At 65.3% G+C, this 24,404-nt stretch carries 18 protein-coding genes and 3 tRNA genes; 11 read left to right on the top strand and 10 right to left on the bottom strand.

From position 1 onward, the window contains the following. The first annotated feature begins 277 nt into the window (after positions 1-277). Positions 278-1,597: a putative DNA modification/repair radical SAM protein gene (locus ACF8ML_RS11645; protein WP_392408039.1), complete on the top strand. Its 1,320-nt coding sequence runs from the start codon at positions 278-280 to the stop codon at positions 1,595-1,597. 15 nt (positions 1,598-1,612) lie between these two features. Further along, entirely contained in the window at positions 1,613-2,452 is an 840-nt protein-coding gene (locus ACF8ML_RS11640) for a TIGR03915 family putative DNA repair protein (RefSeq protein WP_392408037.1), read from the top strand. Positions 2,453-2,530: 78 nt separating this feature from the next. Here the strand turns inward: ACF8ML_RS11640 and purL are convergent, their stop codons facing one another. Continuing rightward, the gene (gene purL, locus ACF8ML_RS11635) at positions 2,531-6,562 is read right to left on the bottom strand and encodes a phosphoribosylformylglycinamidine synthase (RefSeq protein ID WP_392408035.1); all 4,032 of its coding nucleotides are present in this window, start codon (positions 6,560-6,562) and stop codon (positions 2,531-2,533) included. A gap of 179 nt (positions 6,563-6,741) precedes the next feature. On the opposite strand from purL, the gene map reads away from it, so the two are divergent. Both map and ACF8ML_RS11625 read left to right on the top strand, forming a co-directional pair. Continuing rightward, on the top strand, positions 6,742-7,557 hold the full coding sequence (map, locus tag ACF8ML_RS11630) for a type I methionyl aminopeptidase (RefSeq protein WP_016450769.1): 816 nt from the start codon (positions 6,742-6,744) through the stop codon (positions 7,555-7,557). A gap of 89 nt (positions 7,558-7,646) precedes the next feature. Next, the gene (locus ACF8ML_RS11625; protein WP_279494809.1) at positions 7,647-10,280 is read left to right on the top strand and encodes a [protein-PII] uridylyltransferase; all 2,634 of its coding nucleotides are present in this window, start codon (positions 7,647-7,649) and stop codon (positions 10,278-10,280) included. Between the two features lie 80 nt (positions 10,281-10,360). Here the strand turns inward: ACF8ML_RS11625 and ACF8ML_RS11620 are convergent, their stop codons facing one another. Together ACF8ML_RS11620 and def are read right to left on the bottom strand one after the other, a co-directional pair. Then, positions 10,361-11,854, bottom strand: coding sequence for a nucleobase:cation symporter-2 family protein (locus ACF8ML_RS11620; RefSeq protein ID WP_016450767.1), 1,494 nt, complete (start codon positions 11,852-11,854; stop codon positions 10,361-10,363). Positions 11,855-12,145: 291 nt separating this feature from the next. Next, positions 12,146-12,685: a peptide deformylase gene (gene def, locus ACF8ML_RS11615; protein WP_034368832.1), complete on the bottom strand. Its 540-nt coding sequence runs from the start codon at positions 12,683-12,685 to the stop codon at positions 12,146-12,148. 262 nt (positions 12,686-12,947) lie between these two features. Here def and ACF8ML_RS11610 point away from each other — a divergent pair, with 262 nt between their 5' ends. From ACF8ML_RS11610 to ACF8ML_RS11595, 4 genes are all read left to right on the top strand, one after another. After that, the gene (locus ACF8ML_RS11610) at positions 12,948-13,367 is read left to right on the top strand and encodes a YbaN family protein (protein WP_016450765.1); all 420 of its coding nucleotides are present in this window, start codon (positions 12,948-12,950) and stop codon (positions 13,365-13,367) included. Between the two features lie 86 nt (positions 13,368-13,453). Further along, positions 13,454-13,529 (top strand) — tRNA-Asn (locus ACF8ML_RS11605). Between the two features lie 52 nt (positions 13,530-13,581). After that, positions 13,582-13,657 (top strand) — tRNA-Asn (locus tag ACF8ML_RS11600). Between the two features lie 45 nt (positions 13,658-13,702). Beyond that, positions 13,703-13,778 (top strand) — tRNA-Asn (locus ACF8ML_RS11595). Between the two features lie 44 nt (positions 13,779-13,822). Here the strand turns inward: ACF8ML_RS11595 and ACF8ML_RS11590 are convergent. Continuing rightward, complete coding sequence (locus tag ACF8ML_RS11590; protein ID WP_392408034.1) at positions 13,823-14,149, bottom strand: hypothetical protein; 327 nt, start codon at positions 14,147-14,149, stop codon at positions 13,823-13,825. 237 nt (positions 14,150-14,386) lie between these two features. Here ACF8ML_RS11590 and aat point away from each other — a divergent pair, with 237 nt between their 5' ends. The 3 genes from aat to ACF8ML_RS11575 all read left to right on the top strand — a co-directional run bounded on the left by aat (position 14,387) and on the right by ACF8ML_RS11575 (position 16,870). Next, entirely contained in the window at positions 14,387-15,172 is a 786-nt protein-coding gene (gene aat / locus ACF8ML_RS11585) for a leucyl/phenylalanyl-tRNA--protein transferase (RefSeq protein WP_392408032.1), read from the top strand. Next, positions 15,169-15,918, top strand: coding sequence for an arginyltransferase (locus ACF8ML_RS11580; RefSeq protein WP_016451368.1), 750 nt, complete (start codon positions 15,169-15,171; stop codon positions 15,916-15,918). Before aat ends, ACF8ML_RS11580 begins: the two co-directional genes overlap by 4 nt. Before the next feature lie 127 nt (positions 15,919-16,045). Beyond that, entirely contained in the window at positions 16,046-16,870 is an 825-nt protein-coding gene (locus ACF8ML_RS11575) for an IclR family transcriptional regulator (RefSeq protein WP_016447410.1), read from the top strand. A gap of 88 nt (positions 16,871-16,958) precedes the next feature. On the opposite strand, the gene ACF8ML_RS11570 is transcribed toward ACF8ML_RS11575, so the two are convergent. The 6 genes from ACF8ML_RS11570 to ilvN form a co-directional block, all read right to left on the bottom strand. Further along, positions 16,959-18,056 carry a serine hydrolase gene (locus tag ACF8ML_RS11570; protein WP_016447411.1) on the bottom strand — a complete coding sequence of 366 codons (1,098 nt, stop codon included), beginning with the start codon at positions 18,054-18,056 and terminating at the stop codon, positions 16,959-16,961. Positions 18,057-18,175: 119 nt separating this feature from the next. After that, positions 18,176-19,714 (bottom strand): 2-isopropylmalate synthase, encoded by a 1,539-nt coding sequence (locus ACF8ML_RS11565; RefSeq protein WP_016447412.1) that lies wholly within the window; start codon positions 19,712-19,714, stop codon positions 18,176-18,178. A 98-nt stretch (positions 19,715-19,812) separates the two neighbouring features. Then, entirely contained in the window at positions 19,813-21,498 is a 1,686-nt protein-coding gene (gene leuA / locus ACF8ML_RS11560; protein ID WP_016451367.1) for a 2-isopropylmalate synthase, read from the bottom strand. A gap of 226 nt (positions 21,499-21,724) precedes the next feature. Next, positions 21,725-22,558, bottom strand: a complete 834-nt coding sequence (pssA, locus tag ACF8ML_RS11555; RefSeq protein WP_012206663.1) for a CDP-diacylglycerol--serine O-phosphatidyltransferase — start codon at positions 22,556-22,558, stop codon at positions 21,725-21,727. A 210-nt stretch (positions 22,559-22,768) separates the two neighbouring features. Further along, entirely contained in the window at positions 22,769-23,785 is a 1,017-nt protein-coding gene (gene ilvC, locus ACF8ML_RS11550) for a ketol-acid reductoisomerase (protein ID WP_034365514.1), read from the bottom strand. A gap of 73 nt (positions 23,786-23,858) precedes the next feature. After that, on the bottom strand, positions 23,859-24,350 hold the full coding sequence (gene ilvN / locus ACF8ML_RS11545) for an acetolactate synthase small subunit (protein ID WP_012206665.1): 492 nt from the start codon (positions 24,348-24,350) through the stop codon (positions 23,859-23,861). Between the last annotated feature and the right edge of the window lie 54 nt (positions 24,351-24,404).

The following is a 24,404-nucleotide window of genomic DNA, read 5'->3' as shown; positions in this document are numbered from 1 at the left end:
GCCGTACCAGCCTTCAGGCATTGCAAAAAGACGCAGGAAACACGCATTCACCATTTCCTGCGATGCACATCGCCACCCATTGAAAGCAAGCACTCATTCCGCACTGAAAACGGTTTCATTCCATTGCACTGGCAACCATTGCAATCCGCTGGCCATTGCGATAGCCCGACAGTGCGTTCAAACCGGAGCCAGGCAAGGCCGGACCAGACCCTGGCTGGGGGATGGGCTCTCGAAAAACCGGATGTGCCAGGCAAATATACTGTATATTCATACAGCCATGGAGCTGCAACGCAAACTTTTCATCCTCGCCGACGCCGCCAAGTACGACGCCAGCTGCGCCTCCAGCGGATCGCAGGGGCGCGACTCGCTGGACGGCAAGGGCATGGGCTCGGTCACCGGCATGGGCATCTGCCACAGCTATGCGCCCGACGGGCGCTGCATCTCGCTGCTCAAGATCCTGCTGACCAATGTCTGCATCTTCGACTGCCGCTACTGCATCAACCGCAAGAGCTCCAACGTGCAGCGCGCCCGCTTCACGGTGGCCGAGGTGGTGCAGCTGACGCTGGACTTCTACCGGCGCAACTGCATCGAGGGGCTGTTCCTGTCCAGCGGCATCATCCGCTCCAGCGACTACACCATGGAGCAGTTGGTGGAAGTGGCCCGCCGCCTGCGCGAGGAGCATGACTTTCGCGGCTACATCCATCTGAAGACCATCCCGGATGCCGCCCCTGAATTGCTGGCCCAGGCAGGCCGCCATGCCGACCGCCTGAGCATCAATGTGGAACTGCCCACGGCCAGCGGCCTGGCGCAGTTCGCGCCTGAAAAGGACGGCCGGCGCATACGCCAGGCCATGCAGGGCGTGGACCGGCATGTGCAGGCCTGGCGCGCGGCCACGCGCGAGCAGCGCCAGGCGCAGTCCCTGCCCGGCGCGCCCGCGCAGCGCGCCGCCGTGCCGCGCTTTGCGCCGGGCGGGCAGAGCACGCAGATGATCGTGGGCGCCGACCACGCAACCGATGCCGACATCCTCGAATCCAGCCATACGCTGTATGCGGGCTACGGCCTGCGCCGCGTGTACTACTCGGCCTTCAGCCCCATTCCCGATGCCTCGCGCGACCTGCCGCCGCAGGCGCCGCCCCTCATGCGCGAGCACCGGCTCTACCAGGCCGACTGGCTGATGCGCTTTTACGGCTACGGGGCGGGCGAGATCGCGGCGGCCAGCCGCCACGGCATGCTGGACCTGGAGATCGACCCCAAGCTGGCCTGGGCACTGGCCAACCGCCAGCAGTTCCCCGTGGACCTCAACCGTGCTCCGCGCAGCCTGCTGCTGCGCGTGCCGGGCCTGGGCACGCAGACGGTGGACCGCCTGCTGGCGGCGCGCCGCGTGCGCAGGCTGCGGCTGGACGATCTGCTGCGGCTGCGCGCCCCCGTGCAAAAGGCCCTGCCCTTCGTGCTGATCGACGGCCACCGGCCCCTGCTGGGCGAGACCGACTCGGCCGCGCTGCGCACGCGGCTGATCGCGCAGTCGCAGGCCAGCCAGGCCCAGGCGCGGCACAGCGGCATGCGCGTGCAAAGCGCACTGCAGGCCAGCCTGTTCTAGAACCTGGAGCACGCCATGCACGGACAGGCCCTCACCATCGAACTCGACAGCCCTGACGACTGGCCCGGCTTTCGCGCAGCCTGCCGGGCGCTGCTGGCCCACGGCGCCGACCCCGCTCTGGTGCGCTGGCGGTGGCCCGACACGCGGGGTGCGCAGCCACTCGGCGCGGGGGTGGATCTGTTTTCCAGCGCGCCGCAGCAGGCCATGCCCGCCTCGGCACTCGCAGGGCTAGCCGGCCCCGGCGAGGCAGGGCTGTCCCTGTCGGACACCCAGATGTCCGCCCTGCGCCATGCCTGCATGCACCGCGCGGCAGGCCGCTTCGAGCTGTGCCACCGCTGGCTGGCGCGCATGCAGGCCCGGCCCGAACTGCGGCTGGATGCGCTGGATGCGGACTGGCGCGCCATCGAGGCCCTGGCCCGCCCCGTCTCGCGCGAGATCCACAAGATGCACGCCTTTGTGCGCTTTCGGACGACGCAGCGGCAGAACCTGCCCGAGCTGCACATCGCCTGGTTCGAGCCCGAGCACCACATCGTGCGCGCGGCGGCACCCTTCTTCTGCAAGCGCTTTGCCAACATGCACTGGGCCATCCTCACGCCGCAATGCAGCGTGCACTGGGACGGCCATGCGCTGCGCCTGGCGCCCGGCGCGCGCCGCAGCGATGCCCCGCCAGCCGACGCGGGCGAGGCCCTGTGGCTGACCTACTACGCCAGCACCTTCAACCCCTCGCGCCTGAAGGAGCAGGCCATGCTGCGCGAGATGCCGCGCCGCTACTGGCACAACCTGCCCGAGACGGTGCTGATCTCCACCCTGGTCCAGCAGGCCCGCGCGCGCACGGCGCAGATGCTGGCGCCGTAACGGCAGCCGCCAAAAAGAAACAGAAAAAAGAAAAGGCCCCAAAGGGCCTTTGTCTGCTTTGCAGCGTCGCTCAGTGCATCAGCCCAGCCACTTGCGGGCGTTGCGCCACACGCGCATCCAGGGGCTGAATTCCGACTTGTCGCCGTTGGTCCAGCTCATCTGCACGTTGCGGAACACGCGCTCGGGGTGGGGCATCATGGCCGTGAATCGGCCATCGGCCGTGGTCACTGCCGTCAGGCCGCCGGCCGATCCGTTGGGATTGAACGGGTACTGCTCGGTGGCCTTGCCGTGGTTGTCCACATAGCGCATGGAGGCGATGGCCTTGTCCGCATTGCCGCGGAAGCGGAAGTTGGCAAAGCCTTCGCCGTGGGCCACGGCGATGGGCAGGCGGCTGCCGGCCATGCCCTGCAGGAACAGGCTGGGCGACTCCAGCACTTCCACCATGGACAGGCGCGCCTCGAAGCGGTTGCTCTGGTTCTGCGTGAAACGCGGCCAGTCCTGGGCACCGGGAATGATGTCGGCCAGCTCGGCAAACATCTGGCAGCCGTTGCACACGCCCAGGCCGAAAGTGTCGCTGCGGCCGAAGAACTGCTGGAACTGCGCGGACAGGCTGTCGTTGAAGGTGATGGAGCGCGCCCAGCCGATGCCGGCGCCCAGCGTGTCGCCGTAGCTGAAGCCGCCGCAGGCCACCACGCCGGCGAAGTCCTGCAGCTGCGCGCGGCCGCTTTGCAGGTCGGTCATGTGCACGTCCACGGCGTCGAAGCCGGCCTCGGTGAAGGCGTAGGCCATTTCCACATGGGAGTTCACGCCCTGCTCGCGCAGCACGGCCACGCGGGGCCGCGCGCCCAGGTTCAGGAAGGGTGCGGCCGGGTTCTCGGCCGGGTCGAACGTCAGGTGCAGGTGCATGCCGGGGTCGGCAGGCTCGCCGGCTGCGGCGTGCTCGCTGTCGGCGCAGGCCGGGTTGTCGCGCTGCTGGGCAATCTTCCAGCTGACGGCATCCCAGACCTGGTGCAGGTCGCTGAGCGAGGCGCCGAAGACGGACTTGGCATCGCGCCAGACCTGCAGCTCGCCCTTGCCCGCATCGACCTTGGAGGAGGCAGGACGCGTCTTGCCGATGATGTGGCTGCAGGTGGACAGGCCATGCTCGCGCAGGGTCTGCAGCACGGCGGCGCGGTCGGCCGTGCGGATCTGCAGCACGGCGCCCAGCTCTTCGTTGAACAGCGCGCGCAGCGTCATGTCGTCGCGGCGGCCGCTGATCTGGGAGGCCCAGTTCTTGCCTTCGCCCGAGTCCATGCGGCTGTCGCTGATGCCGTCGCCTTCGGTGACCAGCATGTCCACGTTGATGGCCACGCCCACATGGCCGGCAAAGGCCATCTCGGCCACGGTGGCCAGCAGGCCGCCGTCGCCCTTGTCGTGGTAGGCCAGGATCTGGCCCTTGGCGCGCAGGTCGTTGACGGCATCGACCAGGGCAATCAGGTCCTTGGCGTCATCGAGGTCGGGCGTCTCGTTGCCGGTCTGGCCCAGCACCTGGCCCAGGATGGAGCCGCCCATGCGCATCTTGCCGCGGCCCAGGTCCACCAGCACCAGGGTGCTGTCGTCTTCCGAGGCGTCCAGCTGGGGCGTGAGCGTGCCGCGCACATCGTCGATGGAGGCAAAGCCCGTGATGATCAGGCTGACCGGCGAGGTCACCTTCTTGACCTGGCCGCCCTCGTTCCACTGGGTGCGCATGGACAGGCTGTCCTTGCCCACGGGGATCGAGATGTCCAGCTGCGGGCACAGCTCCATGCCCACGGCCTTGACGGTGGCGTAGAGCGCCGCGTCTTCGCCGGGCTCCCCGCAGGCCGCCATCCAGTTGGCCGACATCTTGACCCTGGACAGTTCGATGGGCGCGGCCAGCATGTTGGTGATGGCCTCGGCCACGGCCATGCGGCCCGACGCCGGCGCGTTGATGGCCGCCAGCGGCGTGCGCTCGCCCATGGCCATGGCCTCGCCCTTGAAGCCCTGGAAATCGGCCAGCGTGACGGCCACGTCGGCCACGGGCACCTGCCAGGGGCCGACCATCTGGTCGCGGTGGGTCAGGCCGCCCACGGCGCGGTCGCCGATGGTGATCAGGAAGCGCTTGGAGGCCACGGTGGGGTGGGCCAGCACGTCGATCACGGCCTTTTCCAGGGGCACGCCGGTCAGGTCCATGGGGGGCAGCTCCCGCTGCACGGTGGCTACGTCGCGGTGCATCTTGGGCGGCTTGCCCAGCAGCACGTTCATGGGCATGTCCACGGGGAACTTCTGGTCGCCCGAGGCCACGGCCGTGTCCTCCAGCACCAGCTGGCGCTCCTCGGTGGCCGTGCCGATCACGGCAAACGGGCAGCGCTCGCGCTCGCAGAAGGCCGTGAATTCGGCCAGCGATTCGGGCGCGATGGCCAGTACATAGCGCTCCTGGCTTTCGTTGGACCAGATTTCCTTGGGCGCCAGGCCGGATTCCTCCAGGTTGACGGCGCGCAGGTCGAAGCGCGCGCCACGGCCCGCATCGTTGGTCAGCTCGGGGAAGGCATTGGACAGGCCGCCGGCACCCACGTCGTGGATGGCCAGGATGGGGTTCTTGTCACCCTGGGCCCAGCAGTGGTTGATGACTTCCTGGGCGCGGCGCTCGATCTCGGGGTTGCCGCGCTGCACGGAGTCGAAGTCCAGCTCGGCCGCGTTCGTGCCGCTGGCCATGGAGCTGGCAGCGCCGCCGCCCATGCCGATGCGCATGCCGGGGCCGCCCAGCTGGATCAGCAGGGTGCCGGCGGGGAACTCGATCTTGCGCGTCAGCTCGGAGTCGATCACGCCCAGGCCGCCCGCGATCATGATGGGCTTGTGGTAGCCACGCATCACGGCATCGGCACCCACGCCGACCTGCTGCTCGTACTCGCGGAAATAGCCGGTCAGGTTGGGACGGCCGAACTCGTTGTTGAAGGCCGCGCCACCGAGCGGGCCCTCGATCATGATCTGCAGCGGGCTGGCGATGTGCTCGGGCTTGCCCACTTCGCTGCCCCACAGCTTGGAGACCGTGAAGCCCGACAGGCCGGCCTTGGGCTTGGAGCCGCGGCCCGTGGCGCCCTCGTCGCGGATCTCGCCGCCCGCGCCGGTCGATGCGCCGGGGAAGGGAGAGATGGCCGTGGGGTGGTTGTGCGTCTCCACCTTCATGAGGACGTGGTTGACGGCCTTCTTCTTCTGGTAGCTGGGCGCCTTGATCTTGTCCAGGGCTGCCTCGAAGGTGGCGACGAAGCGCTCGACCTCATGGCCTTCCATGATGGAGGCGTTGTCCGAATAAGCCACCACCGTGTGCTGGGGCGAGACCTGGTGCGTGTGGCGGATCATGCCGAACAGGCTCTTGTCCTGGGCCACGCCGTCGATGGTGAACTGGGCGTTGAAGATCTTGTGGCGGCAGTGCTCGCTGTTGGCCTGCGCGAACATCATCAGTTCCACGTCCGTGGGATTGCGCTTGAGGCCCTTGAAGGCGTCGACCAGGTAGTCGATCTCGTCGTCGGCCAGGGCCAGGCCCCATTGGCGGTTGGCAGTCTCCAGCGCCGCGCGGCCGCCGCCCAGCACATCGACGAACTCCATGGGAGCGGCTTCCAGGGCGGAGAACAGCTGCTCGGCCTCGGCGCGCGTGGCGAAGACCGATTCGGTCATGCGGTCGTGCAGCAAGGCGGCGATCCGTGCAGTCTGCTCGGCCGACAGCTCGGGCTTGCCACCGAGCAGGCCGCTCTTGAGGACCACGCGGTACTCGGTGATGCGCTCGACGCGGAAGACTTCAAGGCCGCAGTTGCGCGCGATATCGGTGGCCTTGGAGGCCCAGGGCGAGATCGTGCCCAGGCGCGGGGTGACCACCAGGGCGGTGCCATCGGCCGGGCCTTGCGGGCCTTCGTAGGGATCTCCATAGGTCAAGAGCGCCTGGAGGCGCTCTTGCAATGCGGGCGTGGGTGCGGCGTCCGTGGCCACCAGGTGCACGAAGCGCGCGGCAATGCCGGTGATTTTGGGATGGATGGCGACCAGGTCGGTCAGAAGCTGCTGGGCGCGGAACGAGCTGAGAGCGTTTCCACCCTCGAACTGTGTCAGATGCAAGGTCACGTGGCGGCCTGTTGGGTGAGGAGGCTTGTGAAAAGCGCCCTGCGGCCCCGCCCGGCTGGGGGGCAGGCCGCAAGGCGCTGAATCGGTGAGGCCGCCATTTTACCGGGCTGCGCCGTCCCGGTGGCGACAGCCGCCCTTTACCCCTGCACGTCCAAAGGCGCAATGGGATAATTGCGGGCATGAGCATCACCATCAAGAGCGCCGAAGACATCGCAGCCATGCGCGTGGCATGCCGCCTGGCTTCGGAAGTGCTGGACTACATCACCCCCCACATCAAGCCCGGCATCACCACGGCCGAGATCGACCGGCTGGGCGCCGAATGCATGGCGCAGCAGGGCACGGTCTCCGCCACCATCGGCTACCAGCCGCCTGGCTACCCGCCCTATCCCGGGCACCTGTGCACCTCGGTCAACCATGTGGTCTGCCACGGCATCCCCAATGACAAGCCGCTCAAGAAGGGCGACATCGTCAATGTGGATGTCACGGTCATCACCAAGGACGGCTGGTACGGCGACAACAGCCGCATGTTCCTGATCGGCGAGTGCTCCATCGCGGCCAAGCGCCTGTCGGCGCTGACCTTCGACGCCATGTGGCTGGGCATCCAGCAGGTCAGGCCCGGCGCCACGCTGGGCGACATCGGCAACGCCATCCAGACCTTTGCCGAAGGCCACGGCCTGTCGGTGGTGCGCGAGTTCTGCGGCCACGGCATCGGCCAGAAGTTCCACGAAGAGCCCCAGATCCTGCACTATGGCCGCCCCGGCACGGGCACCGTTCTCGAAGAGGGCATGGTCTTCACCGTCGAGCCCATGCTCAACCTGGGCAGGCGCGAGATCAAGGAACTGGGCAAGGACGGCTGGACCATCGTGACCAAGGACCACAGCCTCTCGGCCCAGTGGGAACACACCCTGGTGGTGACCAAGACGGGCTACGAAGTCATGACCCTGTCGGCCGGCTCGCCCGCGCTCCCGCCCTTCGTGACCGCCACGAGCTGCTGAGGCTCGGCATGTTTCTTGCGTGATGCGCAGGCAAAATGGCACTGCGCCCGGGGCACCCGCTCCAGGCGCCTCCCCTGCCCTGGCCGCGCATGAAACAGATCACTGACCACACTCCTTCCAACTCTGCGCCCGCAGCCCCGGATTCGCTGGAGCAGTTGCGCGCGCAGTACGCCCTCGATCGCGGACGCTGGATAGGCTCGCTGCTGGCGCCCACCATGGGCCGGCGCGGCGTGCGCCTGGTGCTGCAGCACCTGAGCGATCTGGCCGACACGCTGCTGCGCGCGCTGTGGCACCGCGCCGGCATGCCTGCCGAGGCCTGCCTGGCCGCCGTGGGAGGCTATGGCCGCGCCCAGTTGTTTCCCTACTCCGACATCGACGTGCTGGTGCTGCTGCCGGCCACCGGCACGGCAGACCCGGAGCTGACCTCGCGCATAGAAAAGTTCATCGGCAGCTGCTGGGACGCGGGCCTGGAGATCGGCTCCAGCGTGCGCACGCTGGCCGAATGCCTGCAAGAGTCCGGGCGCGACCTCACCGTGCAGACCGCCTTGCTGGAGTCGCGCCGCATCTGCGGAAACGAGCCGCTGTTCGGCGAGTTCCAGCAGCTCTACCAGGCACAGATGAATGCGCGCGCCTTTCTGTCCGGCAAGCTGCTGGAAATGCGCCAGCGCCACAACAAGTACGAGAGCACGCCCTACTCGCTGGAGCCCAACTGCAAGGAATCGCCCGGCGGCCTGCGCGATCTGCACACCATGATCTGGCTGGCCCGCGCCGCAGGCCTGGGCCACAGCTGGCAGGCCCTGGCGGAAAAGGGACTGATCACCGATTTCGAGCGCCAGCAGCTCGAAGACAACGAGGCCATGCTCAGCCTGATACGCGCGCGCCTGCACGCCGTGGCGGGCCGGCACGAGGACCGCCTGGTCTTCGACCAGCAGACCGCCGTGGCCGAGGCCTTTGGCTACCGCTCCACCTCGGCCGAGGGCCGCAAGCTGGCCATGCGCGCCAGCGAGACGCTGATGCGCCACTACTACTGGGCAGCCAAGGCCGTGACCCAGCTGTGCCAGATCCTGCGCCTGAACATCGAGGAGCGCCTGAACCCGCGCCCCACGCCGCGGATCCGGCTGAACTCCCGCTTCTACGAGAAGGCAGGCACCATCGAAGTGGCCAGCGACGATCTGTACGAGCGCGAGCCGCATGCCATCCTCGAAACCTTCCTGATGTACGAGACCCATGTGGGCCTCACCGACCTGTCGGCACGCACGCTGCGCGCGCTGTACGGCGCGCGGGACCTGATGGATGCGGCCTTCCGGCGCGACCCGGTCAACCGCGCCACGTTCATGAAGATCCTGCAGCAGCCCAGCGGCATCACGCATGCCATGCGGCTGATGAACCAGACCTCGGTGCTGGGGCGCTACCTGTGGCCCTTCCGGCGCATCGTGGGCCAGATGCAGCACGACCTGTTCCACGTCTACACGGTGGACCAGCACATTCTCATGGTGCTGCGCAATGTGCGGCGCTTTTTCATGGCCGAGCATGCGCATGAGTACCCGTTCTGCTCCCAGCTGGCCAGCGGCTGGGACAAGCCCTGGCTGCTGTACGTGGCCGCGCTGTTCCACGACATCGGCAAGGGCCGCGGCGGCGACCACTCCATCATCGGCGCCGTGGAGGCCAAGCGCTTTTGCCGTGCCCACGGCATTGCGCGCGCCGACGCCGAGCTGATCGAGTTCCTCGTGCGCGAGCACCTGACCATGAGCCAGGTCGCACAAAAGCAGGATCTGTCGGACCCCGAGGTGATCCAGGCCTTTGCCGAGCGCGTGGGCAACGAGCGCAACCTTACGGCGCTGTACCTGCTCACCGTGGCCGACATCCGTGGCACCAGCCCCAAGGTGTGGAGCGCCTGGAAGGGCAAGCTGCTGGAGGACACCTATCGCCTGACCCTGCGCGTGATGGGTGGCCGCGCGCCCGACGCGGCCGCCGAGATCGAGGCGCGCCGGCGCGAGGCGCTGGTGCAGCTGGCGCTGACGGCCCAGCCCTTCGAGTCCCACAAGAAGCTCTGGGACACGCTGGGCGTGGACTACTTCATGCGCCACGAGGCGGCCGACATCGCCTGGCACACACGCCACCTGTCGCGCCACGTGGGCACCACCCGCCCCGTGGTGCGTGCGCGCCGCTCACTGGCGGGCGAGGGCCTGCAGGTGCTGGTCTACGCACCCGACCAGCCCGATCTGTTCGCGCGCATCTGCGGCTACTTCGACCGCGCAGCGTTTTCCATCCTGGATGCGCGCGTGCACACGGCCCACAACAGCTATGCGCTGGACACCTTCCAGGTGGTGGCGCCCGCCATGCAGGAGCAGTACCGCGAACTCATGCACATGGTCGAGAACGACCTGGTCGCCGCCCTGATGGAGGGCGGGCCGCTGCGCGAGCCCTCGCCCCGGCGCCTGTCGCGCCGCGTCAAGAGCTTCCCCTTCGCGCCGCGCGTCACGCTGCGACCCGACGACAAGGCCCAGCACTGGCTGCTGTCCATCTCGGCCACGGACCGCGCCGGCCTGCTCTACACCGTGGCGCGCATCCTGGCACAGCACCACCTGAGCGTGCAGTTGGCCAAGGTCAGCACGCTGGGCGAGCGCGTGGAGGACAGCTTCCTCATCGAGGGTGCCGAGCTGCAGAACAACCAGCGCCAGCTGCTCATAGAGACCGAGCTTTTGCAGGCCCTGGCAGTCTGAGCCGATTGCGAAAAAAAGCCCGCCCTGTTGTGCAGGGCGGGCTCGTCTGGTTCATGCGCTGGCAGGCGGGGATGCAGCCATCAGTGCATGGCGGACGCAGGCGCCGACACCGTGGCCACTTGCTTGCCCTCGCGGTCATAGAGCTTGCCATCGACCACCCGGTCGCCATCGGCCAGGGCAGACAGCACGGCCTCGCTGAGCACGCGCTCCGATCCGGCGCCGAACACCGATGGCTCTTCGGGGTTGCCCTGCTTGAAATGGTTGAAGACCAGGTTCAGCAGCAGCACGGTCACCGCAGTGGAGCTGATGCCCGAATGGAACATGGTGGCGAACCAGTCCGGGAAGTGGTGATAGAAGTCCGGCTTGACCATGGGCAGCACGCCCATGCCGATGGACGCCGCCACGATGATCAGGTTCATGTTGTTGTGATAGTCCACCTTGGCCAGCGTGCGGATGCCGCTGGCTGCCACCGTGCCAAAGAGCACCAGGCCCGCGCCTCCCAGCACCGAGGGCGGCACGCAGGCCACGATGCGCCCCATGATGGGCAGCAGTCCGAAGGCGATCAGGATCAGCCCGCTGAAGGCCACCACATAGCGGCTCTTGATGCCCGTGACCGCGACCAGACCCACGTTCTGGGCAAAGGCGCTCTGCGTGAACGAACCGAAGAACGGGGCCACCACGCTGGACAGCATGTCGGCACGCAGGCCGTCGGCCAGGCGGCGCGAATCCACGCGGGTGCCCACGATGTCGCCCACGGCCAGGATGTCGGCCGAGGTCTCCACCAAGGTCACCAGGATCACGATGGACATGGAAAGCGTCGCCGCCAGGCTGAAGGTCGGCCAGCCGAAGTGCAGCGGCATGGGCACGGCGAACCACGCACCGCTGCCCACCTCGGAAAAGTCGGACTTGCCGATCATGGCCGCCACCGCCGTGCCGATGACGATGGCCAGCAGGATGGACAGGCGCGAGATCATGGCGTTGCCCAGCTTGCTCAGCGCCAGCACGATGACCAGGGACAGCCCGGCCAAGCCGATGTTGCCCATGCTTCCGTAGTCGGCCGCCTGGGGATTGCCACCCATGGCCCAGTGGGCGGCCACCGGCATCAGCGACAGGCCGATGATGGTGATCACGCAGCCATTGACCAGCGGAGGAAAAAAGCGCGTGAGCTTGGAGAAGATGGGCGCAATGATCAGGCCGAACACCGAGGCAAAGAGCACGGCGCCCAGCACCCCCTGCATGCCGCCGCCCGTATGCAGGATGCTGACCATGGTGGCCACGCCCGAGAAGGACACGCCCTGCACCAGCGGCAGGCGCGAGCCGAAGAACGGAATGCCCAGCGTCTGCAGCAGCGTGGCCAGCCCGCCCATGAAAAGGCAGGCCGTGATCAGCAGGCCCGTGTCGGCCGCCGACATGCCCGCCGCATTGGCCATGACCAGGGGCACGGCCACGATGCCGCCGTACATGGTCAGCACATGCTGCAAACCATAGAGGGTGTTGGCCGTGAGGCCGAGTTGCTCGTCCTCCGGGCGGATGTCTGCGCCCAGGGCCGGCGCATTGCCAGAACTTTTTTCCATCGCTGTCTCCTTGTCCTCTTGTTCACAGAACGCCGGACAAGTACGCGGCAGCCGGATGGCGGCAGGCGCGCCCCCGCGCACCCTTTGCCGCCGACCCGATAGGCCGCGCTCTCCTGCATCCTGCATCGCGAAGCCCGGTGGCTGCTTGGCAGCTCTTGGCGGGCGCACGCACACAATCCCCGCCTTCGCGGGAAGTGCCACTGTACGGCGCCAGCATGGAAAAATTGTCTACCGATTTGTATACAAAGACCTGACCGCAGATCCTGGAATTACAGCGGCAAGCAAGTCCGCTCAGTCATCCTCGGCAGCGCTGATGCCGGGGAACAGCACATCGGTGAAGCCGAACTGGCGGAAGTCGCGCATGCGCATGGGATAGAGCTTTCCCCAGAGGTGGTCGCACTCATGCTGGACCACCCGAGCATGAAAGCCATCCACCGTGCGATCGATCGCATCGCCAAAGACATCGAAGCCCGTGTAGCGGATACGGCTCCAGCGCGGCACCATGCCACGCATGCCGGGTACGGACAGGCAGCCTTCCCAATCCAGTTGCTCGTCCTCGCCCATGGGCGTGATGACCGGGTTGATGAGCACGGTGCGCGGCACCACCGGTGCATCGGGGTAGCGCGGATTGGGCAGGCCGGAGCCGAACACCACCATCTGCAGGTCCACGCCAATCTGCGGCGCGGCCAGCCCCGCGCCATTGGCTGCATGCATGGTGTCCAGCAGGTCGCTGAGCAGCAGGTGCAGTTCGTCGGTGTCGAATTCGGTCACGGGCTGGGCGACGCGCAGCAGGCGCGGATCACCCATTTTCAATATGGTGCGTACAGTCATGGCAGTGCACGGTGATGCAGGAAATGCGGGTCGCCAAGCATAGCGGGCGCACCGCGCACCGTGACCACACCCACCTGCTTCGCCCCCCGATCCCCCCCTCTCGCCCCCCTTGGCCGCCATGGCTACACCGCGCTGGCACAATCGCAGCATGCCCAGCACCGCCAGAGAGTCATCCGCCGCGTCCTCAGAGGACCGTGACACAGGCGCGCAGCAAACACCCGCGGCACAGGCCAGGCAGCCGGATGCCACTGCGCAGGCACGCATGGCGCAGGCGCAGGCCTTCAATGATGATGATCCCCCTCCCCTGCACCGCATGCCGGCCGCGCCGTTGCGCTGGGCGCTGCAGCTGTTTGCCTGCCTGAGCCTGGCGACGGGCATTGCCGGCATTTTCATTCCAGGATTGCCCACCACGGTGTTCGTGCTCATGGCCGGATGGGCCGCGGCGCGCAGCTCGCAGCGCATGCACACCTGGCTGTGGCGCCATCGCCTGTTCGGGCCCATGCTGCGCAATTGGGCGCGAGGTGGCTGCGTGAGCCGGCGCGCCAAATGGAGCGCCAGCGCCATGATGAGCCTGTGCGCCGTCATCCTGCTGTGGACACGCCCGCCCGCCTGGGTACAGGCCGTGGCGCTGACGTCCATGGGCTGCGTGCTGGTGTGGCTGTGGTTCAGGCCAGAGCCCTGAGAATGAAGGCTTGCGGCAGGCCTGCTGAAAAAAATTCCCCGAGTTTTCTGTGACGTGTTTTTTACGTCATATAATCTAGGTCTTGTTCCTCAATAGCTCAGTTGGTAGAGCGCCGGACTGTTAATCCGTAGGTCCCTGGTTCGAGCCCAGGTTGAGGAGCCAAAGAATTTCAAGATCCTGCAATCGCACAGGATCTTTGTCGATAGACACGTATTCCTCAATAGCTCAGTTGGTAGAGCGCCGGACTGTTAATCCGTAGGTCCCTGGTTCGAGCCCAGGTTGAGGAGCCAAATTTCAGCGGCCTTGCAATCGCACAGGGCCCAGCACCAACATATTCCTCAATAGCTCAGTTGGTAGAGCGCCGGACTGTTAATCCGTAGGTCCCTGGTTCGAGCCCAGGTTGAGGAGCCAGATGAAAAGCCCGCATGCCAGCGCATGCGGGCTTTTTTATTTGCTCAGGCTGCGCGCACCATGCCAACAGTCGGCGTGCTCGGCGCTGCGGCAGGGGCGGCCGACTCCACGGTGACAGGCTTGCCGTGCTTGGCATGTGCGCGACGCGCACCTTGCGCAGCGCGCGCTTGCTCCACGCCCTCTTCCCATGCACGCAGCTCTTCCTCCAGCCGCGCAGCCCGCTCCGCATACATGTCCGCGGAGGACTTGTAGTACTCGGCAGCAATGGTGTGCTCCAGCATCGCCATGCGCGCCTCCTGCAGGTAGGCCCGGGTGCGACGGATATAGCGCGGCTCGGCAAGGCTTGCGCCAAAGATTTTGCTGAAAAACATCGCTCATCCTCCTTCGATGTCTTCGCAGCGAAAGCCATGCATCCGCAAGAAGACAAGCCCAGGATAGCCAACCCAGCCTGGCGGCGCTGTCCCCTGGCGGGACAAGGCCGCGTAGGAGGTTCACTTACCCCGGCCAGGCGATGCTCTCGCATCCACGCAACCCTCTTCACCATGGTTTGTGCAAGACTGCGGCTGCAGAGAAGCACGAATCCATTATTTTTCAGTCCGCACCCGATCATGTCCCACCCCCTCCCATGGCTCATTCCCCACCAGGCCTTCCCTCCTGTGGAAACGGCATGGGGCCCCAACGACCCGATTCCGGGCCTGCTGGCCGCAGGCGGCACGCTGGATGCGGCACACCTGCGCATCGCCTACAGCCAGGGCATTTTTCCCTGGTTCAGCGAAGGCCAGCCCACGCTATGGTGGTCGCCCGATCCACGCATGGTGCTGCAGACATCGCAGTTCCGGCTGCACCGCAGCCTGCGCAAGACATTGCAGCGCTTTCGCTCCACCGCCGGCTGCGAGATCCGCATCGACAGCGCTTTCGAGGCCGTGATGCGGCACTGCGCCCAAACGGTGCGCCGTGATCAGGATGGCACCTGGATCGTGCAGGAAATTCTCGACGCCTATACCGAACTGCACCGCCAGGGTGCAGCCCACAGCGTGGAAACCTGGATCGACGGGCGCCTGGTGGGCGGCCTGTACTGCGTGGCGCTGGGCCGCGCCGTATTCGGCGAGTCCATGTTCGCGCATGCCACAGACGCATCCAAGATCGCACTGTCGGCACTGGTGGCGCTGTGCCGGCACCAAGGCGCCGCGCAAATCGATTGCCAGCAGGCCACGCAGCACCTGGCTTCGCTGGGCGCGCGCGAGATGCCCCGCTCCCAGTTCCTGCGCACCGTGGCAGAGCAAAGCCAGCTGCCGCCCATGCACTGGCAATTCGAAAACGTATACTGGAACGAGTTGCTGCCGCCGTCCGGTGACGCCGGCAGCATATCACCGGCTGCCGCCAGCACACCATGACGCACCCGAACGATCTTCCGCTGCAGGCCCTGCAGTTCTACGCCACAGCCGCCTATCCCTGCAGCTACCTGGATGGCCGGCTGGCGCGTTCGCAAGTGGCCACGCCCAGCCACCTGATCCAGAACAGCGCCTATTCGGAGCTGGTCTCCCTGGGGTTTCGCCGCAGCGGAATGTTCACCTACCGGCCGTATTGCGATGGTTGCCGGGCCTGCGTGCCCATGCGCATCCTGGTCCACGATTTCCGCCCGGACCGCAGCCAGCGCCGCGCCGCCGTGCGCCACGCCGATCTCACGGCATCGATCCAGCGCCTGCATTACTCGAACGAGCATTACCAGCTGTACCTGCGCTACCAGCAAAGCCGTCACAGCGGCGGCGGCATGGACCACGACAGCGTGGACCAGTACACGCAGTTCCTGCTGCAAAGCCGCGTCAACTCACGGCTTGTGGAGTTCCGCGCACCGGCGGCCGACGGCGCAGTCGGCAGGCTGAAGATGGTCTCCATCCTCGATGTGCTGGAAGACGGGCTGTCCGCCGTCTACACCTTCTACGAGCCCGATGACCAGGCCAGCTACGGCACGTTCAACGTGCTGTGGCAGATCGATCAGGCACGCTCCATGAGCCTGCCCTACGTCTATCTGGGCTACTGGATCGCCGACAGCCAGAAGATGAATTACAAGGCGCGCTTTCTTCCCCATGAAGTGCGCGTGGACGAGCGCTGGCAGCGCGTGGATCAGCTGCCACGCTGATATGGCGCCACCGCGCCCTTTTCAGCGACATTTCTTATGCACATGGCCGCTGTTTGCAGGCGGCACATATGCCGCCAAGCCATGCCCGCCGCTAGAATGACCGAATCCCGAAATCCCCTTGCGCCTCATGAAAAAAGACGATAACGCGGCCTCGCCCAAGCCCAGCGTCCAGGTCCTGGAACGCATGTTCACGTTGATCGACGTGTTGGCCTCGCGTGAGGAAGCGGTATCGCTCAAGGAGATCAGCGAGCGCACCGGCCTGCACCCCTCCACCACGCACCGCATTCTCAACGACCTGGCCATCGGCCGCTTTGTCGACCGCCCCGAATCGGGCAGCTACCGGCTGGGCATGCGTTTCCTGGAGCTGGGCAACCTGGTCAAGGCCCGCCTGAGCGTGCGCGAAGCGGCCCTGATTCCCATGCGCCAGCTGCACAAGCAGATCCAGCAGCCGGTCAGCCTCAGCGTGCGCCAGGGCGATGAAATCGTCTATGTGGAACGCGCCTACAGCGAGCGCTCGGGCATGCAGGTGGTGCGCGCCATCGGCGGCCATGCGCCGCTGCACCTCACATCCAATGGCAAGCTGTTTCTGGCGGCCGATGATGCGCAGCAGGTGCGCGCCTACGCCACACGAACCGGCCTTCCCGGCAAGACGCACTTCAGCATCACGCGGCTTGCCGACATGGAAAACGAGCTGGACAAGGTACGCCACCATGGCGTCGCCCGCGACAACGAGGAGCTGGAGCTGGGTGTGCGCTGCATGGCCGCCGGCATCTATGACGACCAGGGCAAGCTGGTGGCCGGCCTATCCATCTCCGCTCCCGCCGACCGGCTGGACGAAAGCTGGTTGTCCAAGCTCCAGGCCACCGCGCAGGAGATCTCGGGCGCCCTGGGCTTCAATGCGGTCCGCCCTGCAGCCCCGCCCCCCAATCCCTACGCGCGCAGCAGCCACTGATCTGCAAGCAGCCATCCGCAAGCAGCAAGACCGGTCATCAAAAACAACAAAGGCGCCCAGGGCGCCTTTGTTGTTGAGGGGAAGAAACTCAGCCCTTGACCTTGTGGATCATGGAATCGCCGGCCACCTGCCCCATGGATTCCACCCAGTGGCGTACGCGCTCGGCATCGCCCAGGCGGCTGAACTTTCCGGCAGAGTCCAGGAAGACCATGATGATCTTGCGGCCAGCCACCTGCGCCTGCATGACCAGGCAGCGACCCGCTTCGGAGATGTAGCCGGTCTTTTGCAGGCCGATATCCCAGGTCGGGCTCAGCACCAGGCGGTTGGTGTTGTTGTACTGCAGCGTGCGGCGGCCCACGGCCACTTCATAGCCGGGCGAAGTGGTGTACTCGCGTACCAGCGGATCACTGTGCGCCACATTCACGAGCACGGCCAGATCACGGGCGCTGGACTGGTTGCGGCTGGACAGCCCGGTGGGCTCCACGTAACGGGTATCGGTCATGCCCAGCAGGCGCGCCTTGGCATTCATCTGCTGGACGAAGGCATCCAGGCCACCTGGGAAGGTGCGACCCAGCGCATGGGCAGCACGGTTTTCGCTGGACATCAGGGCCAGGTGCAGCATTTCGGCACGGGTGAGCGTGGTGCCCACGGCCAGGCGCGAACTGCTGCCCTTTTCGGTATCCACATCATCCTGCGTGATGGTGATGGATTCATCCATGGGCAGATGGGCCTGGGAAATCAGCAGACCCGTCATCAGCTTGGTCAGCGAGGCGATGGGCAGCACGGCATGGTCGTTCTTGCTGAGCAGCACTTCGTGGGTGTCCTGGTCCATGACCAGGGCCACGCTGCTCTTGAGATCAAGAGGATCGGCCACTGCATGCAGCCCGGCCATCTGCCCGAACGACAGGCGTGGCTCGTAGGCAACAGCACGAATGGGGCTGGCAGCGCTGCGGGCGGCCACGCGGCTGGGCTGGCGCGCGCTCTTGGCAACGCGCTTGCCCTGGGGAGCCGCCGTGGCGCGCTCCTTCACGGCCTTCTTCTTGACAGGGGCCACGGCCACCTGTTTCTTAGCAACTTTCTTGGCCGGTGCGGCATGCGCGCCCGGGGCAGTGAGAGCACAACTCAGGGCCAGCAACGAGAGAACCTGAGCAAATCGACCGAGGCGGGCACGGCGTAGGGTGGGCATGAGAAATGCTCCAAGCAGCAAGAATTTGTGACTAGACCTTACATTAATCGAAAAAGTCGCACTGTGACAATAACTTGTGCGACTTTTCGATAATTTAAATGAAATTATAAGGCGAGTGCTCACCCCTGCGCAGCCACGACCTCTGCATTGCTGTGTAATTTGTTCAACGCGCTCAGATAGGCCTTGGCCGAGGCCACGACGATGTCCGGGTCCGCTCCCACGCCGTTGACCACGCGCCCGCTGCGCTGCAGGCGAACGGTCACTTCGCCCTGGCTCTCGGTGGAGCCGCTGATGGCGTTGACCGAGTACAGCAGCATCTCGGCACCGCTCTTCACCTCGGACTCGATGGCCTTGAACGACGCATCGACCGGGCCATTGCCGTCGGACTGGGCCTTGATCTCACGACCATCGCGGCTGAACACCACCGACGCGTGTGGGCGCTCACCCGTTTCGCTTTGCTGGGCCAGCGAGATGAACTGGAAGGGATCGGCCTGCTGATGCGCATCCTGCTCGGTCACCAGGGCCAGGATGTCCTCGTCGAAGATTTCACTCTTGCGGTCGGCCAGTTCCTTGAAGGCCGCAAAGGCAGTGTTGATCGCGGCTTCGCTGTCGAGTTCCACGCCCAGCTCCTGCAGGCGCTGCTTGAAGGCATTGCGGCCGCTGAGCTTGCCCAGCACGATCTTGTTGGCGCTCCAGCCCACATCCTCGGCACGCATGATTTCGTAGGTGTCGCGCGCCTTGAGCACGCCATCCTGATGGATGCCCGAGGCGTGGGCGAAGGCGTTGGCGCCCACGACGGCCTTGTTGGGCTGCACCACGAAGCCCGTGGTCTGGCTGACCATGCGGCTGGCGGCCACGATGTGCTGGGCGTCGATGTTGACGTCAAGGCCGAAGTAGTCCTTGCGCGTCTTGATGGCCATCACCACCTCCTCGAGCGAGCAGTTGCCCGCGCGTTCGCCCAGGCCGTTGATGGTGCACTCGATCTGGCGCGCCCCGCCGAGCTTGACGCCGGCCAGCGAGTTGGCCACGGCCATGCCCAGGTCGTTGTGGCAATGCACGCTCCAGACGGCCTTGTCGCTGTTGGGCACGCGCTCGCGCAGGTTCTTGATGAAGGCGCCGTACAGCTCCGGAATGGCGTAGCCCACGGTGTCGGGCACGTTGATGGTGGTCGCGCCTTCGGCAATCACCGTCTCGATGACGCGGCACAGAAAGTCCGGGTCGCTGCGGTAGCCGTCTTCGGGGCTGAATTCGATGTCGGCGATCAGGTTGCGCGCAAATCGCACCGACTGGCGCGCCTGCTCCAGCACCTGCTCGGGCGTCATGCGCAGCTTTTTCTCCATGTGCAGCGCACTGGTGGCGATGAAGGTGTGGATGCGCGCGCGGCTGGCGTCCTTCAGAGCCTCGGCCGCACGGGCGATGTCGCGGTCATTGGCACGGGCCAGCGAGCAGATGGTGGAGTCCTTGATGGCGCGCGCAATGGCCTGCACCGACTCGAAGTCGCCATTGGAACTCGCCGCAAAACCGGCCTCGATCACATCGACCTTCAGCCGCTCGAGCTGGCGCGCGATGCGCAGCTTTTCGTCGCGGGTCATGGAGGCACCGGGCGACTGCTCGCCGTCACGCAAGGTGGTGTCGAAAATGATCAATTGGTCGGTCATGGGAGTCTCGTCTTTCTTGTGGATGCGAATCTCCTGCCCACGGGCAGGTGATGAAAAAAGCCGGTGCGCTTGTGGCTGCACCGGCTAGGCAATGGAATTTAAGCGGCAACTGCCTCCTGCACCGTCACCTTCTCGGCAGAGGGCACGCGCTGCAAGCCCGACATGATGGCCCGGAACGAAGCGGAGACGATATTCGCATCAACCCCGACGCCGTAGCACACGTGCAACTCGTCCACGCGCAGTTCCACGTAGGCAATGGCCTTGGCATTGGCACCCTCGCCGATGGCATGCTCGTTGTAGTCCAGCACGCGCACGGCCCGGCCGCTGTGCTCGCTCAGCGCCTGCACGAAGGCATCGATGGGCCCCGTGCCTTGCGCCTCGACCGTGCGCTTGCCGCCGTCAACAGACAGATCGGCCGACAGGCTGACCACGCCGTCGTTCTCGCTCAGGCGGTAATGCGGCGCCTGCACGGATTGCAGGCCGTACTCGCGCTGGAACAGCGACCACAGGTCGGCCGCGGCCAGCTCCTTGCCGCTGGCGTCCATCTCGCGCTGCACCACCTGGCTGAACTCGATCTGCAGGCGACGCGGCAATTGGAGGCCATACTCGCTTTCAAGCAGATAGGCGATGCCGCCCTTGCCGGACTGGCTGTTGACGCGGATCACGGCCTCGTAGCTGCGGCCCAGGTCCTTGGGGTCGATGGGCAGATAGGGCATGTCCCAGATGTCGCCGTCCTTGCGATCGGCGAAGGCCTTCTTGATGGCATCCTGGTGCGAGCCCGAGAACGAGGTGTAGACCAGATCGCCCACATAGGGATGGCGCGGATGCACGGGCAGCTGGTTGCAATGCTCGACCGTGCTGCGGATGCCGTCGATATCGGAGAAATCCAGGCCAGGCGACACGCCCTGGATGTACATGTTCAACGCCACGTTGACCACATCGAGGTTGCCCGTGCGCTCGCCATTGCCGAACAGGCAGCCTTCAAGGCGGTCCGCACCGGCCATCAACGCCAGCTCGGCCGTGGCCGTGCCCGTGCCGCGGTCATTGTGCGGATGCACGGACAGCACGATGGAGTCGCGGCGCTGGATGTGGCGATGCGTCCACTCCACCATGTCGGCGAAGATGTTGGGCGTGGAGTGCTCCACGGTGGTGGGCAGGTTGATGATGCACTTGCGCTCGGGCGTGGGCTGCCATACATCGGTGACGGCATCGATGACGCGCTTGGAAAACTCCAGCTCGGTGTCCGAATACATCTCGGGCGAGTACTGGAAGGTCCACTGCGTCTGGGGATAGCCGGCAGCGATCTCGTTGAACATGCGGGCATTGGTGGTGGCCAGCTCGACGATCTCGTCCTCGCTCATGTTCAATACCACGCGGCGCATCACGGGCGCGGTGGCGTTGTAGAGGTGGACGATGGCCCGGGGCACGCCTTCGAGCGCCTCGAAGGTACGGCGGATGAGGTGCTCACGGGCCTGGGTCAGCACTTGGACGGTCACGTCATCGGGAATGCGGTTTTCCTCGATGAGTTTGCGCATGAAGTCGAACTCGACCTGGGACGCGGAAGGAAAGCCGACCTCGATTTCCTTGAAGCCGATCTTCACCAGTTGCTCGAACATGCGCATCTTGCGATCGATGTCCATGGGCTCGATCAGCGCCTGGTTGCCATCGCGCAGGTCCACGCTGCACCAGACCGGGGCCTGAGTGATCACCGCATCGGGCCAGCGGCGGTCTTGCAGGCGGACCGGAGCGAACGGACGGTACTTGGTCGAAGGGTTTTGCAACATGGCTGAAGTGCTTTCTATCGTCTAGGTAAAAACAAGACCCACCTGCTCCAGCGACCCCACAAACGCAAAACGGCCCGTCGCTGGTGCAAACGGGCCGTGAAAGTAGGAATGTACGCGCGCGCTACTGTCTCTGCCCGTGGGACATCAGTAGTAGAGCTAGCGACAGGTATTGCATGCGGGTCACTTTAGCACAGGTTCTCAGGCGCTGTGAAGATGCTGCGGCGCATCATTTGTGCAGGCCGCGCTCTTCAGGCTCATCGGTCGAGGTGCTGATGACGCTGGTGCGCTGGCCCTTGGCCTTGCGCCATGCATAGACGCCGTAGCCCGAGAAACCGTAGAGCAGGAACACGCCGAACAGCACGATGGGCGGATGGATATTGATGATGGCGATGCCCAGGGCGATCAGCACGATGGCCGCAAAGGGCACGCTCTTCTTGAAATGCACGTCCTTGAAGCTGTAGAAAGGCACGTTGGTGACCATGGTCAGGCCCGCGTACAGCGTCAGGAAGAACATGATCCAGGTGATCTGCGTCCAGCTCAGCCAGGCATCCTGGCCGCGCAGCAGGCCCGCCTCGTCCAGCAGCCAGATGAAGCCGGTGACCAGCGCTGCAGCGGCGGGCGAAGGCAGGCCCTGGAACCAGCGCTTGTCCACGGTGCCGGTGTTGACGTTGAAGCGCGCCAGCCGCAGCGCAGCGCAGGCGCAATAGACGAAGGCTGCAATCCAGCCCCAGCGGCCAATGCCCTTGAGCGCCCACTCATAGGCGATCAAGGCGGGAGCGGCGCCGAAGGACACCATGTCCGACAGCGAATCCATCTGCTCCCCGAAAGCGCTCTGCGTATTGGTCATGCGTGCCACACGGCCGTCAAGGCTGTCGAGCACCATGGCGCAGAACACGCCTGCAGCAGCCAGTTCGAAGCGGCCGTTCATGGCCATCACGATGGCGTAGAAGCCACCGAACAGCGCAGCCAGCGTGAACAGGTTGGGCAGGATGTAGATACCCTTGCGGCGCTTGCGCACCACCACGCCTTCGATTTCGTTGGACTCATTGTGGTTTTGCATCAATCCGGCCTCCAGCACAGCGCACGCAAGCGTGAGCAGCTATTAAAACGATAGTATTCTAAGGGAGCGGACAGTGCCGCCCCGAAAGGGGCAGTGTACCTGCGCGCTGCCCTCCTTCTGTGCACGAAAAAGGCCACCCGTCGGGGTGGCCTTGTCCTGCACCTTGCGTAGGCCGCATGCGCGACCCATGCAAGATGGAATGCAGCAATCTCAGTTGCGGCTTTGGTCAACCAGCTTGTTCTTGGAGATCCAGGGCATCATGGCGCGCAGCTGGCCGCCCACCTTTTCGATGGCGTGTTCGGCGTTCATGCGGCGGCGGGCCGTCATGCTCGGGTAGTTGGTGCGGCCTTCCTGGATGAACATCTTGGCGTATTCGCCGGTCTGGATGCGCTTGAGGGCAGCACGCATGGCTTCGCGCGACTTGTCGTTGATGACTTCTGTACCCGTCACGTACTCGCCGTATTCGGCGTTGTTCGAGATCGAGTAGTTCATGTTGGCGATGCCGCCTTCGTACATCAGGTCCACGATGAGCTTGAGCTCATGCAGGCACTCGAAGTAGGCCATTTCGGGAGCGTAGCCGGCTTCGGTCAGGGTCTCGAAGCCCATCTTCACCAGTTCCACCGCGCCGCCGCACAGAACGGCCTGCTCGCCGAACAGGTCGGTCTCGGTTTCTTCCTTGAAGTTGGTTTCGATGATGCCGCCCTTGCCGCCACCGTTGGCCATGGCATAGGACAGGGCCAGGTCACGGGCCTTGCCGGACTTGTCCTGGTATACGGCGATCAGCGAAGGCACGCCGCCGCCCTTGAGGTATTCGGAGCGCACGGTGTGGCCAGGGCCCTTGGGGGCGACCATGATCACGTCCAGATCGGCGCGCGGCACAACCTGGTTGTAGTGGATGTTGAAGCCGTGGGCAAAGGCCAGCGTGGCGCCTTGCTTGATGTTGGGGGCCACGTTGTTGTTGTAGACCTCGGGGATGTTCTCATCCGGCAGCAGGATCATGACCAGATCGGCGGCCTTCACGGCGTCGTCGACTTCAGCGACGGTCAGGCCAGCCTTGGCGACCTTGTCCCAGGAAGCGCCGCCCTTGCGCAGGCCGACCACGACCTTCACGCCGCTTTCGTTCAGGTTTTGAGCGTGTGCGTGGCCCTGGCTGCCGTAGCCGATGATGGCAACGGTCTTGCCCTTGATCAGGCTCAGGTCACAGTCCTTGTCGTAGAAAACTTTCATGTTGGCTCCAGGCTTCGTGTGTGTGTAGGGGTTGAAAGGGGAAGGGGACAGGTTTCAGGTGCGTTGCAGCGCATCAAACGCGCAGAATGCGTTCGCCGCGGCCGATGCCGCAGGAGCCGGTACGCACGGTTTCCAGAATGGCCGTGCGGTCCAGCGCCTGCAGGAAGGCGTCGTTCTTGGATTGGTCGCCGGTCAGCTCGACCGTGTAGCTCTTTTCGGTCACGTCGATGATGCGGCCGCGGAAGATGTCGGCCATGCGCTTCATCTCCTCGCGTTCCTTGCCCACGGCGCGGACCTTGACCATCATGAGCTCGCGCTCGGTATAGGAGCCTTCCGTCAGGTCCACGACCTTGACGACCTCGATCAGGCGGTTCAGGTGCTTGGTGATCTGCTCGATCACGTCTTCGGAGCCATTCGTCTGAATGGTCATGCGCGACAGCGATGCGTCTTCCGTGGGAGCCACGGTCAGCGATTCGATGTTGTAGCCGCGGGCCGAGAACAGGCCCACCACGCGCGACAAGGCTCCCGGCTCGTTTTCGAGCAGCACGGCAATGATGTGTTTCATGAAAGAAAGATTCCTCTTTTCGCTGCCCTCCCCCGGCGCCGGTAAACGTCGGGC

This window comes from Delftia sp. WSY_10, assembly GCF_043104705.1.
Lineage (GTDB): Bacteria > Pseudomonadota > Gammaproteobacteria > Burkholderiales > Burkholderiaceae_C > Comamonas > Comamonas tsuruhatensis.
The sequence above is the reverse complement of the archived record's forward strand: the minus strand, read 5'-3'. Positions and strand labels throughout refer to the sequence as shown.